This is a genomic window from uncultured Aquimarina sp., from assembly GCF_947495315.1.
Taxonomy (GTDB): domain Bacteria; phylum Bacteroidota; class Bacteroidia; order Flavobacteriales; family Flavobacteriaceae; genus Aquimarina.
Genome location: NZ_CANLYD010000013.1, coordinates 22397 through 36958 on the forward strand (window position 1 = coordinate 22397; position 14562 = coordinate 36958).

16 protein-coding genes are annotated in these 14562 nt (G+C 31.3%); 10 read left to right on the plus strand and 6 right to left on the minus strand.

Features of this window, described 5'->3' with window-relative positions; all coding sequences use genetic code 11:
• Positions 1–23: 23 nt before the first annotated feature.
• Both Q0910_RS19930 and Q0910_RS19935 read left to right on the plus strand, forming a co-directional pair.
• Positions 24–737 carry an AraC family transcriptional regulator gene (locus Q0910_RS19930; protein WP_299220404.1) on the plus strand — a complete coding sequence of 238 codons (714 nt, stop codon included), beginning with the start codon at positions 24–26 and terminating at the stop codon, positions 735–737.
• Positions 738–779: 42 nt separating this feature from the next.
• On the plus strand, positions 780–1247 hold the full coding sequence (locus tag Q0910_RS19935; RefSeq protein ID WP_299220407.1) for a GNAT family N-acetyltransferase: 468 nt from the start codon (positions 780–782) through the stop codon (positions 1245–1247).
• A gap of 86 nt (positions 1248–1333) precedes the next feature.
• Here Q0910_RS19935 and Q0910_RS19940 read toward each other — a convergent pair whose 3' ends face one another.
• Positions 1334–2617: a cystathionine gamma-synthase family protein gene (locus tag Q0910_RS19940; RefSeq protein ID WP_299220409.1), complete on the minus strand. Its 1284-nt coding sequence runs from the start codon at positions 2615–2617 to the stop codon at positions 1334–1336.
• 208 nt (positions 2618–2825) lie between these two features.
• On the opposite strand from Q0910_RS19940, the gene Q0910_RS19945 reads away from it, so the two are divergent.
• Positions 2826–3281: an Lrp/AsnC family transcriptional regulator gene (locus Q0910_RS19945; RefSeq protein WP_299220411.1), complete on the plus strand. Its 456-nt coding sequence runs from the start codon at positions 2826–2828 to the stop codon at positions 3279–3281.
• Positions 3282–3310: 29 nt separating this feature from the next.
• On the opposite strand, the gene Q0910_RS19950 is transcribed toward Q0910_RS19945, so the two are convergent.
• Positions 3311–4666 carry an MFS transporter gene (locus Q0910_RS19950; protein WP_299220414.1) on the minus strand — a complete coding sequence of 452 codons (1356 nt, stop codon included), beginning with the start codon at positions 4664–4666 and terminating at the stop codon, positions 3311–3313.
• Positions 4667–4725: 59 nt separating this feature from the next.
• Positions 4726–5730: a DNA polymerase III subunit delta gene (gene holA / locus Q0910_RS19955; protein WP_299220416.1), complete on the minus strand. Its 1005-nt coding sequence runs from the start codon at positions 5728–5730 to the stop codon at positions 4726–4728.
• A 26-nt stretch (positions 5731–5756) separates the two neighbouring features.
• Here holA and Q0910_RS19960 point away from each other — a divergent pair, with 26 nt between their 5' ends.
• The 5 genes from Q0910_RS19960 (at position 5757) to Q0910_RS19980 (ending at position 9565) form a co-directional block, all read left to right on the plus strand.
• On the plus strand, positions 5757–6200 hold the full coding sequence (locus Q0910_RS19960) for a type I restriction enzyme HsdR N-terminal domain-containing protein (RefSeq protein WP_299220419.1): 444 nt from the start codon (positions 5757–5759) through the stop codon (positions 6198–6200).
• 133 nt (positions 6201–6333) lie between these two features.
• On the plus strand, positions 6334–7326 hold the full coding sequence (locus Q0910_RS19965) for a glycosyltransferase family 2 protein (protein WP_299220422.1): 993 nt from the start codon (positions 6334–6336) through the stop codon (positions 7324–7326).
• A gap of 100 nt (positions 7327–7426) precedes the next feature.
• On the plus strand, positions 7427–8293 hold the full coding sequence (locus Q0910_RS19970) for a flagellar motor protein MotB (protein ID WP_299220426.1): 867 nt from the start codon (positions 7427–7429) through the stop codon (positions 8291–8293).
• Between the two features lie 130 nt (positions 8294–8423).
• A complete protein-coding gene (locus tag Q0910_RS19975) occupies positions 8424–9191 on the plus strand; it encodes a DUF3108 domain-containing protein (RefSeq protein ID WP_299220429.1) in 768 nt (255 codons plus the stop codon).
• A 5-nt stretch (positions 9192–9196) separates the two neighbouring features.
• Positions 9197–9565 (plus strand): hypothetical protein, encoded by a 369-nt coding sequence (locus tag Q0910_RS19980; protein ID WP_299220432.1) that lies wholly within the window; start codon positions 9197–9199, stop codon positions 9563–9565.
• Positions 9566–9601: 36 nt separating this feature from the next.
• Here the strand turns inward: Q0910_RS19980 and Q0910_RS19985 are convergent, their stop codons facing one another.
• Complete coding sequence (locus Q0910_RS19985; protein ID WP_299220434.1) at positions 9602–11452, minus strand: glycoside hydrolase family 13 protein; 1851 nt, start codon at positions 11450–11452, stop codon at positions 9602–9604.
• Between the two features lie 246 nt (positions 11453–11698).
• Here Q0910_RS19985 and Q0910_RS19990 point away from each other — a divergent pair, with 246 nt between their 5' ends.
• On the plus strand, positions 11699–12766 hold the full coding sequence (locus tag Q0910_RS19990) for a histidine kinase (protein WP_299220436.1): 1068 nt from the start codon (positions 11699–11701) through the stop codon (positions 12764–12766).
• Positions 12756–13487, plus strand: coding sequence for a LytTR family DNA-binding domain-containing protein (locus tag Q0910_RS19995; RefSeq protein WP_299220439.1), 732 nt, complete (start codon positions 12756–12758; stop codon positions 13485–13487). The genes Q0910_RS19990 and Q0910_RS19995 overlap by 11 nt, the downstream gene beginning before the upstream one ends.
• A 22-nt stretch (positions 13488–13509) precedes the next feature.
• Here the strand turns inward: Q0910_RS19995 and Q0910_RS20000 are convergent, their stop codons facing one another.
• Positions 13510–13641 carry a hypothetical protein gene (locus Q0910_RS20000; protein WP_299220443.1) on the minus strand — a complete coding sequence of 44 codons (132 nt, stop codon included), beginning with the start codon at positions 13639–13641 and terminating at the stop codon, positions 13510–13512.
• Positions 13642–13813: 172 nt separating this feature from the next.
• Positions 13814–14398, minus strand: coding sequence for a hypothetical protein (locus tag Q0910_RS20005; protein WP_299220447.1), 585 nt, complete (start codon positions 14396–14398; stop codon positions 13814–13816).
• Between the last annotated feature and the right edge of the window lie 164 nt (positions 14399–14562).

Sequence of the window (14562 nt, forward strand, 5' to 3'; positions counted from 1 at the left end):
TTACATAGAAATACACATACAAAATGAAAATATATGATTTTGATATACAAAATGGAATTTACCGTTTTGAGTTTGAAGGTTTGAATACTGAGATTCATTCTCACCCTGCTGTAGAAATCATAACTGCAATAGAAGGAACTTTTGATCTAAACATCAACCAACAAACCACTACAAATTTGGTTTTTGCAATTATAGACTCCAACATTAAGCATAAGGTATCTTCGCAACATTGTATTTCTAAAATTTTAATGATCGAAAGTAACAATCCTACACTTACTGAATTTTTAAGAAACTTGAACATCACACTACTAAATGGATGTTTCTTAAAAAAAGAGTTTAGTGACAAACATATTCTTATTAAAGAAATAGAAATATTCGCTAAAGAAAACAATCTTAAAGAACCAACAGATAAAAGAATTAAACAATGTCTTTCTATTATAGAAAATGATGAAATTGAATATGTTACTCTTATTAACTCTTTAACTTCAAAAGTATTTCTATCCGAAAGTAGACTTTCACATCTCTTCAAAGAACAAATAGGGGTTTCTATAAAAAAATATCTAGTATGGAATAATCTACGAAAAGCTATTCATCAGTATTTAGGAGAAAACAAGAACTTAACAGAGATATCAATTGAAAATGGTTTTTTCGATCAGGCACACCTAAGCAATTCTTTTAAAAATGTTTTGGGAGTACCTCCATCAAAAGCGTACAATAGCAGAACCATACAATTTTAAGAGGTTATACAAGATTATATTTGACTTTTAAAATGAAAAAAAATGAGTATAGAAATACGAAAGGTCAAAAAAGAAGATATAATTTACCTAAAAGAAGTACTAGACTCGAGTGAGTTATTTCCATCACACTTGCTTGACGATATGATTAGTAACTATTTTAGTGATGCGTCTTCAACCGATATTTGGTTTACCTCTATTTACCAGGAAAAACTAGTATCAATAGGATATTGTGCACCAGAGAGACTTACTGAAGGAACTTATAATCTTTATGCAATTGCTGTTCACAAAGATTACCAAGGAAAAGGTATAGGCAAACAAATGATGGATTACATTGAAAACCTTTTACAAGAGAATGGTCATCGAATTTTGATTGTAGAAACATCAGGTAAGCTAGAATTCGAGTTAACTAGAGAATTTTATCATAAATGTAATTACAGAAAGCAAGCCGTAATCCCTGAGTTTTATAATAAAGATGACGACAAAATTGTATTTTGGAAGAAACTACAATAGAAAAATAAGTGGATCAACTTATTATAGAAACTAAAAAAAGCACAACCTAAATTTGTTGTGCTTTCTTCAGTTAACTGCTAATTATTTTAAACCGTTTCCATTTCCAATGTACTAGGAACTTCTACTTTTTCTAAAGCTTGCTCTAAATCCCAAATCAGATCTTTAGCACTTTCTACTCCAATGGATAATCTTACCAATTGATCTGTAATATTCATTTGCTGTTGCTGTGCTTCATCTACGCCAGCGTGTGTCATAGTTTTAGGATGTTCTGACAAGCTTTCTGTTCCTCCTAAACTTACTGCCAGTTTCATTAACTTAAGATTATTAAGGAACATAAATGCCTCTTTTTCTCCTCCAACAATATCAAAGGAAACCATTGCTCCTGGCGCGGAACATTGCTTTTTATAAATAGCATATGCTTCTGTTCTTTCTTTCAATAATCCCAAATAATATACTTTTTCAACTTTAGGGTGTTTATTCAAATAATCAGCAACAATCTGAGCATTCTGAGTTTGCTGATCCATACGTACTTTTAAAGTTTCTAAACTTCTAAGCAATAACCACGCTGTATGAGGACTTACCATATTACCTAAAAATGTACGTAAGGTTTTTACACGTACCATTAATTCAGCGTTTCCTAATACTGCTCCAGCAATTAAATCACTATGGCCTCCAATATATTTTGTGGCAGAATATAAAACAAGATCTGCACCGCATTGTAATGGATGTTGCCATAATGGTCCCATATAGGTGTTATCAACAGCCACTAACGTTTTTCTTTCTTCTGTACTATATTTAGCAGCAATCTGACTAAACTTTTCGATGTCAACAATATCATTTGTTGGATTCGCAGGGGTTTCTAAATAAATCATGGCCAGTTTATCAGCCTTACCAGAAGTTTTAATCATCTCCTCCACTTCCTCCATACTCTGGTTAGGCATCACACCTATTGTATCTACTCCAATTTTATCTAAAAAATGGTGAATAAAATGATCAGTTCCTCCATATACAGGATTACTATATACTAATAGATCACCAGGCTTAAGGAACTCTAATAATACTGTACTAATTGCAGACATTCCACTCTCGAATACTGCACAATCATCTGCTTTATCCCAAAGACATAATCTGTTTTCTAAAATCTCTAGGTTAGGGTTATTGATTCTACTATAAATTAATCCCAATTCTTCTTTTTCTGACTTTTCGCGTAGACCATATGCCAATTCAAAAAAGGCTTTTCCTTCTTCGGCTGTTTTAAAAACAAAAGTCGAAGTCTGAAATATTGGACATTTTATGGCTCCTTCTGATAACTCAGGTTTATAACCGTAGGTCATCATTAAACTCTCTGGATTAAAATTGTGATCTTTCATCTGTTAGATATTGTATTGTTAGAAATAATTTCGGTTCTGTTTCCTCTCTCTTGAGAAAAACTAGTATTTAGTGCAGTATAAAATTACATCCAAAAGAATTAAAAACCATATTTATATATTAATTTAGAATCAATAATACAATAATGATTAATTAAAAGAATTTTATTCTATTTTTGATATATCAGCAGAATTCAAAGAGAAAAATATTATGGATAAAACAGATCGCTCCATCCTTAATTTATTACAAAAAGATGGTAAAATAACTATCAAAGAGATTGCAGAGCGTTTGGGTCTTACCACTACTCCAATTTTTGAACGGGTTAAGAAATTGGAACGTGAAGGATACATTAAATCCTATAAAGCTATTTTAGATAGAAAAAAAGCAGGATTACAGCTCATGGTTTTTTGTAATGTTACTTTAAACCTTCACCAAACGGATTATCTAAAAAAATTCGAAAAAGATATTCAGCAATTTCCCGAGGTGGTTGAATGTTATCATGTAGCTGGTATGTTTGATTATTTAATTAAGATATATGCTGAGGATATGGAGAGTTACCAGCATTTTCTTTCTAACAAACTGGCTTCACTAGAAAATATTTCTAAAGTACAAAGTTCGTTTGTAATGACGGAAGTAAAAGATTTTTCGTTTTTACCAATTCCATAGAGAATTATATTTTGGCTTCATGAAAAATATTAAGCAGCTGCGACTGTTTGATCAACTTCTACCGAAGCATTCTTGGTCTGAATATAATTTATAAACAAAAGAATAAGTATCAATAAAAATATCCCAGATCCAATTATAAAAATTGTTACGTCAATACTTTCGAACATAATTCCACCGACCACTAATCCAAAAATACTAGCTAAGCTTCCCATACTATTTCCATATCCCTGAATAGCACCTTGCATTGTTGAGTTTCCGGTTTTTGATAAAAGAGAAAGAAAACTAGGCCACATCAAACCATTACCTAAGGATAATAACGTATTTGCTACATACAGTATAATGATACTGGGATTAGAAAGAAGGAAAAAACTTAGTGACAGTAGCACCGTTCCGATAGCAACTAGCCTGATATTAGGAACTTTTCCTGACAGAAAGGATAATAATGGTCCTTGAACCAAAATCATGATAAAACTTGAATATGCCAGAAAGATCCCAAGATCAACAGCTGTCCATTCCAACATAGTAGAGGCATATATAGGTAAGCCTGCATAAAATAAGCTAAAGGCCAAAAATGTCAAAAAGTAGATCGAAAATAATAACGGAATACCTTTTTGACCTAATACACCTTTAAAATTGTTATCGTTTTTAGTAGCATCATTTCCAATAGTATTTCCAGAAAAGCAATCTTTATGTTCGACCTGAAAAAATCTTCTAAAAGATTTAAAATTCAGATCTCCTGTATCTACCATACAAGGATTACTTTCCGGTAATCTAATATAAATAACAAGGATTGCTACAAGTGAAATAATAGCTGCTAGAATAATTGGCAGTATTTCTCCTAAAATGGTCGAAGCTAAAATTCCGGCAACTGCAGGTCCTAAAACAAATCCTAAACTTGTAGAAGCTCCCATCATTCCAAAATTCCTATCGCGATCTTCGTCTGTAGAAATATCAGATAGGTAGGCATTCGCCACAGATACATTCCCACCGGTAAAACCATCAAAAATTCTAGCAAGAAAAAGTAAAATTAAAGGAAGCGTCATCATATAACTGCCGGTAAATTCGGAATCAGATGACCATAACTCAGTTTCTGGAAGTATTAATGCTATCAAAAACAAAGACCAAGCAACAAACGTTCCTGCTTGACTAATCACCAACACTTTCTTTCTTCCTATACGATCCGAAAGTCTTCCTAAGATTGGAGCTCCGATAAATTGAAAAAACGGATACATCGCCCCCAGAATTCCATAAATAAAACCATTACCTCCTAAATCAGTAACAATAAATATAAGAATTGGAATTACAATACTATACCCTAAAATCCCTATAAAATTCACCAAGAGTATTGGGAAAATGCTTTTAGAAAAGAAACTAAAGATTCGCATTTTCTAAAATTAACATTGTTATCGCTAAATGCTTGTTAAACAAATATTAATAATCGGCTCTAACCCATTATTTTTACCAAAAGCTCTTTAAGAATATCACCTGGAGGAAGATTAGTGGCTCCCACTCCTTTTCCTTTAAGATCGGCTTCTCTTAAAAGTGCTATAATCTGGCTTACCTTTTTCATTGGGTAATTACGAGCTGCATCTGAGTAATCACTCACGAAATACGGATTAATTTTTAAGGCACTAGCAACATTCCCTTTAGACTTATCAGATAATCCGTGGTATTGTAATACCTGAGAAAAGAAACTGTATAGTAAAGATATGGTAACCACCAACGGATTGTCTTTTGGATTCTGAGCAAAATAATTGATAATTCGATGTGCTTTCAACACATCACGCATCCCTATTGCTTTGCGTAATTCGAAATTATTAAACTCTTTACTTATTCCAATATTCTCTTCGATCTTATCCGCCGTAATCTGTTCTCCTTTGGGTATGATCAACTTCAATTTTTCTAATTCATTATTAATCTTACTCAAATCAGTACCCAAAAATTCTACCAACATTTGCGAAGCTTTTGGTTCTATACTATATTTTGCTCCGGCTAAAACTCTTCTGATCCAATCCGAGACCTGGTTTTCATAGAGTTTTTTACTTTCAAAGATCACACCATTTTTGGCAACTATTTTATAAAGCTTTTTACGTTTATCAATTTTCTTGTATTTATAACAAATTACTAAAACTGTAGTAGGTTGTGGATTTTCAGCATAATCTGCTAATTTTTCTATGGTTCTGGATAAATCTTGCGCTTCTTTTACGATTACTACCTGTCGCTCAGCCATCATAGGATATCGCTTGGCATTTGACACAATATCTTCTATACTAACATCACGACCGTACAATACCATTTGGTTAAACCCCTTTTCCTCTTCAGCTAACACATTTTTATCAATATATTCCGAAATCCTATCAATGTAATATGGTTCTTCACCCATCAAAAAATAGATAGGCTTGATATTTCCATTCTTTATATCGCTTACAATCTGTTTTACTTCATCCATTCAGAAAAAATCATCAAATTTGTATTATGCAAAACCTTAATTTTCCAGCATACCAGTTCAGGTTCAAAAGTAGCGAAAATAAAGTTTCTATTTTTGACAGAATTCGCAAAAAATTCATCATCCTTACTCCTGAGGAATGGGTAAGACAGCATACCATACATTACCTAATAGAAGAAAAAAAATATCCCGAAACCCTTATTAATGTGGAAAAATTGGTTAAAGTTAATGATATGAATAAAAGGTACGATATCATTATATTTAATTCAGATGGTACTATATATCTTATCATAGAATGTAAATCACATACCGTAAAAATTACCCAAGAGGTTTTTGATCAGATAGCCCGCTACAATCTGTCGTTGGATGCAGAATATCTTATGATTACCAATGGATTAGAGCATTATTATTGTCAGATGGACTATAATGAAAAACGATATACTTTTCTAAAAGATATTCCGAATTATAAATAGAATCATTGCTGTTAAAATATGATATTCAGAATTTACTGATAACAATTTTTCATTATTGAAATAAAAATACAGATTATCAAATTTGAGTCTTTGAAGCTTTGAAACTCTAAATTAAACTTATTTATTTGCAGTCGTGAATATAGCTGTAGTCATATTAAATTGGAATGGGCGTTCATTACTGGAACAATTCCTTCCGTCTGTTATAGAACATTCTAAAGAAGCAACGATTTATATTGCAGATAATGCTTCTTCTGATGACTCTGTCGACTATATCAAAACATCTTTCCCTGAAGTTAAAATAATTCAAAACGAAGTAAATGGTGGATACGCTAAAGGATACAATGATGCATTAGCAAAAATTAATGCTGATATATATTGTTTACTAAATAGTGATGTAGAGGTTACTGAGCATTGGCTTACTCCTATTATAAAAGCTTTTGAGACATCAGAAAAAGTTGCAGCGATACAACCAAAAATACTTGATTATAAAAAGAAGAATTACTTCGAATATGCAGGAGCAGCAGGAGGTTTTATGGATAAATTAGGGTATCCATACTGTCGAGGAAGAATTTTTGAAACACTGGAAGAGGACAAAGGACAGTATAATGATACATTAGATATTTTCTGGGCAAGCGGCGCTTGTTTGTTTATTCGTAAATCAGTTTTTGAAGAAGTAGGTAAATTAGATGAAGATTTCTTTGCGCATCAGGAAGAAATCGATCTCTGCTGGCGTATTCGAAATCACGGTTATGACATTCAATATATAGGAACTTCTGAGGTGTATCATCTTGGCGGAGCTACATTAGAGGTTATGAATCCTAGAAAAACTTTTCTGAATTTCAGGAACAATCTACTAATGATGGTAAAAAACACTTCTGGAGCATCCATCTGGATTATTATCTTTATCAGAATGCTATTAGATGGAGTTGCAGGATTTAAATATATATTGGAAAGAAAACCTTCACATTGTTTAGCAATTCTTAAAGCTCATTTCGGCTTTTACAAAAAATTGCCAACTTTTGTTAAAAAACGAAAAAAATCAAGGGATAGAAGGAAATATTATTTCATTTCTTCCGTTGTATGGCAGTATTATATTTTGAACAAAAAACTATTTAACCATTTGTAAGGTTATATTCATTAAATTATTGTTAACAGTACGTAATTGCGTCACAATTTTGATAATTTTGAGTTATATAACCAGAATAAGACTAAAAACACATTTTCTAATGAAAAAAGTAATGATTATCGGAGCTTCAATGGCTATCCTATTATCTTCTTGTGTATCACAGAAGAAATTTACGGACCTAGAAGCAAAACAAAAAGAAACTCAGGATTTACTAAATACAGCTACTGTAAAATTAAATAGCTGTCTTGAAGAAAAAGCAAGTGAAAGTTCTGAATTAAAAGTCCTTAGAGATCAGGTAAATAATCTTAAGAACCAGAATTCTGCTCTATTAAATAACGTTGGTAATCTTGCAACCCTATCAACTAAAGAAGCAGAAAATTTAGAAAGATCTCTAGAAAGTATCAAAGAAAAAGATCTTCAGATCAAAACAATGAATGATGCATTGAATAAGAAAGATTCTGTGACTTTAGCATTGGTAACAAGTCTAAAAGGAGCTTTAGGTAACCTTGCAGATGAAGATATTGAGATAAATGTAGAAAAAGGAGTAGTATATGTATCTATTTCTGATAAGTTATTATTTAAGAGCGGAAGTTATAACGTTTCTACAAGAGCTAAAGAAGTATTAGGTAAAGTTGCCAAAGTGGTGAATGACAAACCAGATATCGAATTCTTAGTAGAAGGTCATACAGATAATGTTCCAATTAAAAACAAAGTATTATTAGACAACTGGGACTTAAGTGTAAAAAGAGCTACCTCTGTTGTACGTGTATTACAAAATGATTTCAAGGTAGATCCTAAACGTATGACTGCTGCAGGTAGAAGTTATTATGTGCCAATTGCGGATAATAATAGTGCTGCTAATAAAGCTAAAAACAGACGTACCAGAATTGTAGTACTTCCTAAACTAGATCAGTTCTATAACATGATTGAAGACGGAATGAAAAAAGCTTCCGAAGGAGGTAATTAAAAAAGAATAAAGTATTTTTGAAAAGGGTTAATTTAGCGATTAACCCTTTTTTTTAATCCATAGTATTAAACAATGGTATAGAAATTGACACAGGTGGATTAAAACATATAGATTAACTATTTTAAGAACAATGAGAAAACTATTTATCCTTGTATTACTGCTTTCCTTAGGGACTATAGAAGCACAACAAACAGCAAACACTTCCATTGGAGAAAATGAAAAATTGGTGTATACTGCTTCTTACAATATGTCTGGATTATTGACAAATCTTGCGCAAGTTACCATGCAAACTACCAGAGTAAACACTGGAAAAAGTAATTACCTAAGACTTAAGTGTAATGCTGCTACCTATTCTAAATGGGATTCTTTTTTTAAAATTAGAGATGTATATGAAGCATATGTAAACCCTTCTAATCTAAAACCATATTTATATAAAAGAGACATCAACGAAGGAGGATATATCAAAAAAGAAAAATATGTATATAGCTATAAAAGCAAAACCGTAAAAGCTACTATGCAAAAGAAAAAAGAACCCAATACAAAAAAGCTTAAAATGGGGAACAATACATTTGACGTAGTTTCTACTTTATATCATATTCGAAACATGGATATCGGAAAAGCGCCAGTAGGAACAAATCAAAAGATGACCATATTATTTGACAGAAAACCACAAACTGCGTATCTAAAATTATTGGGTAAAGAAACAATTAGTACCAAAACAATGGGTAATAAGGAGTGTTACAAAATTGCTGTTAACAATGATGCTCTAAAAGGAACAAATAAAAATATTGTATATCTTACGGCAGACGCAAATAAGGTTCCTGTATTGATTAAGTTTAGTATTCCTGCAGGTACAGGACAATTGACATTAACCCAAGCTTCTGGACTAAAAAATTAAATTCTATGAGAATTGTATTGATATCTATTGCTGCCATAGCGGCTTTCTTAGGAATTATTATGGCAATACTCCCTTTTGGCACTATTGGTATTTTACCAGGTATTGTTGCTCTAATATCTGGTTTTGGAGCCTATTTTATATCTAAAAAGCAATTAAAACCACAAAAGTTATCTCTTTTATTTTTAACCATTGGAGTTTTAGTAATAGTTGCAAGTGGATCCAAATCATTGTGGGTAAAAGATGAAGTCGCTGTAGATGAAGAATTTCAACAAAAAGAAGAGCAAAGTAAAGAAGAAGCTATAGAAGAGCTTAAAGAGATTGAAAGCGAGCTTGAAGAAATCGAAGACGATCTCGAAGAAATTGAATCCGAATAATCAATAACCAAACTCTTCTATAACTAGTTTCTAATTTTACTTAACTAAGTCTACAATCAAAGCTGTATTCTTAGATAAATTTACACTTTGAAGGTTTTGCAGTTCTTTTCCGGTTAAGATCTCTTTTCCTTTGGTATATCCTTCTAAAGACTTTTTAAAACGTTCCAGATTAAAACTTGGATACTCTTTATCACTATTGTTGATGATCATCATGCTGTTCTCTGTATCTGTATATCTAAAATATACATAGACATTATCCATAGGTTGATAGTGTGTAAGTTTTCCTTCATGAATAGATTTTGCGTTTTTCCTCCAGTTTAGAATAGTTTTTACATATTTAAAAACGTTATTTTCTTCTTTTGTCCTACCTTCTTTAGTAAAAGCATTTCTGCCATCTCCTTTCCATCCACCTGGAAAATCTTGTCTTACCTTACCGTCGGGTCTCTTGTTTTTCATCAAAATCTCATCACCATAATATATTTGAGGAATTCCTCTGGTAGTCAATGTAAATGCCATACTTAACTTTAATTTATCTACATCTTCATCAAGTAATGCTAATAAACGATCTACGTCGTGATTTCCATTAAAAACCTTATTGTTCTCAGGGCTTCCATACACAAAATCCTCTGCTAATGTTTTATAAAGCTCTGTAACATCACCATCTTTTCCAAAAGCTCTTATCATAGAATAATAAAGTGCATAATCACTAATACTATTAACATAAGAAATATATCCATCACTATTGGCTTCATTATTATTCCAATAAGACAAATAAGATGCTCTTTCTGCCCAAGTTTCTGCTACCATATAAAAATCCGGGTATTCTTGCGTAAGTGCTTTCATCCATCTAGACATAGCATGCTTATTTGGATAGGGATATGTATCAAGACGAATACCATCTATCCCAGAATATGTTACCCACCAAATAGAATTCTGGATCATATAAGTTGCCAGAAAATCATTTTCTAAATTTAGATCAGGCATATTAATATCGAACCATCCTTTGGTAAGTAAGTCAAAATCACTTGAGGATACATAAGGATCCGATGCAGCAATATTAGTAAAATTACTTCGGGTAAATGTATCCCATTGATTTAACCAATCCTTTGATGGTAAATCGTTCATCCACCAGTGCCCTGCTCCACAATGATTAAACACCTGATCCATAATTACTTTCATTCCTTTTTTATGTGATTGATCAACTAGTTTCTTATAATCTTCATTCGTTCCTAAACGGGTGTCTGTTTTATAAAAATCAGAAATTGCATACCCATGATATGAATAAGTTGGTTGATCATTCTCCAAAAATGGATTCAACCATAAAGTAGTAACTCCTAGTTCTTCTAAATAACTAAAATTATCAAGTACACCTTTTATATCGCCTCCATGTCTGCCATCATGATCTTTTCTATTTAGCTTTTCTAGAGTATCTTCTGTAGAATCATTGGTTTTATCTCCATTCGCAAAACGATCTGGTGTAATCAGGTAAATTACATCTGCAGGCGTAACCGCCTGACCAACTTGAGATCTTTTTTCTTTTTGTTTTAATTGATATTTGTAAATAAACTCTTTCTTTTTATTAGTAAATTTAATAGACAAAATTCCTGGCTTTGCATTTTCAGAAATGCTAAGGTTAAGAAAAAGATAATTTTTGTTCTCCATTTTGTTTACACTTTTTAATTGTACTTCTGGATACTCAAGAGACACATTAAAAGAACTAATATTTTCTCCGTGTAACAACAACTGCAAATCAGGATTATGCATTCCCGTCCACCAAAATGGAGGTTCTACGTGAGTTAATATTTCTGATTTTTGCCCTTGGCTTAAAAAAGAAGTTGATACCCCAATAATTAAGAGTAATAGTACTTTTTTTGAATACGATTTCATTGATATAATTTTAACTGTTTCAGTAGCTAATTACTGTATACAGTAGATAAACAACAACTTGATTATACCGATAACCACATTTCAGGATAAACAACCAAGAATAGCGATAATTCTATGAACTCATAATGATCTGAAATAGGAAATGTATTTTCTGTAGTATGTATTATATTGCCGGTTGTTTATCCTGAATTTTATTTTTTTGTTCAAATTTTTCAGATTTTAGACACTTTAGCTTAATTGCATCTAATGATTTATTCTCTTATAAAAGATCTACTTTCTAATCGAATTATTATCCATATACTATATTGGATAGGATTGATTGTTTTTTTTGGGATCACTTGGGGAACTTACGATAATGATTACGTCCGTTCATTTACAATTCAAACTTTTAGTCTACCTGCAAGAATGATACTCGTGTATGTATCTATATATATTTTACTACCAAAATTTTTTATCAAACGAAAATTCATTGCCTTCATCATTTCATATATTATAGTACTGTTGATCGTAAGCATTTGTATCCAAAGATCTATTATTTTCTTTTATGTACAGCCCAATTACCTTCCTGGATGGCATAGTGAAGGTTATTTTATCATTACAGAATTGGTGAATACTATTTTGGATGTAAATATAGCCGCTGTTATTCCTTTGGGAATGAGTTTTTTTAAATTTTACTATAATTCGCAACAAAAAGCTCTAACACTTGAAAAAGAAAAAATAGAAGCTGAACTCATTCAACTTCGCAATCAGGTACATCCACATTTTTTATTTAACACACTTAATAGTTTATATGCACTAATTATTAGAAAGTCTGATGTTGCCGAAACTGCTGTACTAAAGCTTTCCCGATTAATGCGATATATGTTATATGAAGCTAACGTTCCTAAAGTTTCATTGGCTAAAGAAATAGAATACCTAAAAAACTATGTAGACCTTGAGAAATTAAGATTTGATGCCACAATTGATATTAGTTTCAATTCTGAAATAGATAAAGAGTATGAAATATCTCCTTTTTTACTAATTCCATTTGTAGAAAATGCATTTAAACACGGGACTTCTTCCTCAAAAAAATCTTGGGTTGTGATTAATATATTTGCTAAGCAAGACGAGTTAGTAATGTTAGTAGAAAATCCTAAATTTATTAATAACAATCAGCAGCAGGAATTAGTTGGTGGTATTGGGTTTAAAAATGTAAAAAAAAGATTAGATCTTTTATATCCTGATAAATATTCATTAAATATTGAAGATAATGAGTTATCCCATGAAATTATTTTGAAAGTGAATCTTACTAAAGTCGCCCTAAATGAATACTAAAATCAAATGTCTGATTGTAGATGATGAACCGCTGGCTAGGGAAATTATCGAAAATTATGTTTCCAGAATTGATCACTTAGAACTCATCGCTTCCTGTGCTAATGCATTAGAAGCGTTTAATATTATTGCAGATAAAAGCATTGATTTAATTTTTCTGGATATTCAAATGCCAGATTTAACTGGAATTGACTTTTTAAAAGATTTAAACCCTTCACCAAAAGTTATTTTTACAACTGCTTACAGTAATTATGCTGTAGATGCATTCAACCTCGAAGCCATTGATTATCTATTAAAGCCTATCGAATTTTCGAGGTTTTTAAAATCGGTTAACAAAGTACTCAAACTTTCTAAATCCACTTCTACTCTACTTGTATCATCAAATAGCAACGAGGAAGAAAAAAACTATCAGGATCTTTTTATATATCTCAAGGTTGAGAAAAAAATGCAAAAAATATTCTTTAAGAATATTCTTTTTATAGAAAGTTTAAAAAACTATATAAAAATAAAAACTTCTGATAGAGAAATAATCGCATATAAAAGTATCAGTAGTATTGAGCGTATCCTACCCAGTTCTCGATTCTTAAGAGTGCATCGCTCTTTTATTATTGGGATCGATCATATTGATGCCTTTTCTACTACCGAAATTGAACTAAAAGGAATCAAAATACCAGTGGGTAGAAACTATAAAGCTTCTGTTAAAGAAAAACTCGGTTATTTTTAATTATTATATCAACATATTAAGTTCATCCATTCAGAAACTCATCAGCTTCTAAAGAAAATTCTTCTATTTCTATAGAAAACTCTTCTACCGTATTAGAAAAAGAAATAATGAAAATTGCTGCGATTATCAGGTATATTTCTGCTACTACATTCATAATTAAACTTTTTATTTATGATACTAAAGTTAAACCAAAAACTGTGATATAAACACAACAATATTAGCAGATATCTATTCTATATTAACTCTAAACACTTTAATTATTTGGATAAGCAAAAAGCAGCATGGTTAGTGCTGCTTTTCGAGTGGTTGAGTTAATAATGAAACAATTAAATACTAACTTTCTTTATAAACGTTCTATCTTTTAAAGAGAAATATAATTGGTACTCTCCTTTTGGCATTTTAGAAAAATCATACGTTCTTTTTAGTATTGATTCTTCATAACCAATAATCTCTTCTAACACTCTCCATTCACTATCATAAATAGTAAGGTTAAGAGGTGTTTTTTCTGTGTTATTAAACATTACTTTCATTAAACTGTTTTCTACACTAACTTGTGGTTTAAAAACAGTTACGGCAGAAGTATTTATTAAAGAAACTCCTTTTTTGTTTTTCAATAATGGCGTAACTTTTACTTCAAATACTGATTCAGTTTCTACGAAATAAACTCCATCAGGCACATTACCTAAATTAAAATACTTCTGATAATTAGGTGTAGCCTCTAACGTAACGTTGAACAAAATTTCACCGTTATAATCCTTAAGGAATAATTTTTCTCCTTTTACAACTTCTGTCAATGATACAGTAACCATGGACGAATTGCTTATCTCTACTGATACTCTTCCGGCTGCATTAGCAATATTGCTTGTGGTGATTACGAATGCTAGCAAACAAAGGTTAATTACTCTTTTCATAACTTAGGTTTTTGTTGTTGTTAATATTTTACTTGGCAAATATAGCACAGGGATTAGATACAGAAATACAACTATATTTGCATATATATGTTCTATTTTAACATGCTAAATTACTTTAAAACCCCATAGAAGTTAATTTAACATATGATTTTAAAAATTTCACA

Coding starts and splice junctions, on each gene's coding strand:
- Q0910_RS19970 (WP_299220426.1), top strand. CDS start 7,427: ATGAAAAAAGTAATGATTATCGGAGCTTCAATGGCTATCCTATTATCT.
- Q0910_RS19950 (WP_299220414.1), bottom strand. CDS start 4,666: ATGCGAATCTTTAGTTTCTTTTCTAAAAGCATTTTCCCAATACTCTTG.
- Q0910_RS19975 (WP_299220429.1), top strand. CDS start 8,424: ATGAGAAAACTATTTATCCTTGTATTACTGCTTTCCTTAGGGACTATA.
- Q0910_RS20000 (WP_299220443.1), bottom strand. CDS start 13,641: ATGAATGTAGTAGCAGAAATATACCTGATAATCGCAGCAATTTTCATT.
- Q0910_RS19995 (WP_299220439.1), top strand. CDS start 12,756: ATGAATACTAAAATCAAATGTCTGATTGTAGATGATGAACCGCTGGCT.
- Q0910_RS19960 (WP_299220419.1), top strand. CDS start 5,757: ATGCAAAACCTTAATTTTCCAGCATACCAGTTCAGGTTCAAAAGTAGC.
- Q0910_RS19940 (WP_299220409.1), bottom strand. CDS start 2,617: ATGAAAGATCACAATTTTAATCCAGAGAGTTTAATGATGACCTACGGT.
- Q0910_RS19980 (WP_299220432.1), top strand. CDS start 9,197: ATGAGAATTGTATTGATATCTATTGCTGCCATAGCGGCTTTCTTAGGA.
- Q0910_RS19945 (WP_299220411.1), top strand. CDS start 2,826: ATGGATAAAACAGATCGCTCCATCCTTAATTTATTACAAAAAGATGGT.
- Q0910_RS19985 (WP_299220434.1), bottom strand. CDS start 11,452: ATGAAATCGTATTCAAAAAAAGTACTATTACTCTTAATTATTGGGGTA.
- Q0910_RS19930 (WP_299220404.1), top strand. CDS start 24: ATGAAAATATATGATTTTGATATACAAAATGGAATTTACCGTTTTGAG.
- Q0910_RS20005 (WP_299220447.1), bottom strand. CDS start 14,398: ATGAAAAGAGTAATTAACCTTTGTTTGCTAGCATTCGTAATCACCACA.
- Q0910_RS19935 (WP_299220407.1), top strand. CDS start 780: ATGAGTATAGAAATACGAAAGGTCAAAAAAGAAGATATAATTTACCTA.
- holA (WP_299220416.1), bottom strand. CDS start 5,730: ATGGATGAAGTAAAACAGATTGTAAGCGATATAAAGAATGGAAATATC.
- Q0910_RS19990 (WP_299220436.1), top strand. CDS start 11,699: ATGATTTATTCTCTTATAAAAGATCTACTTTCTAATCGAATTATTATC.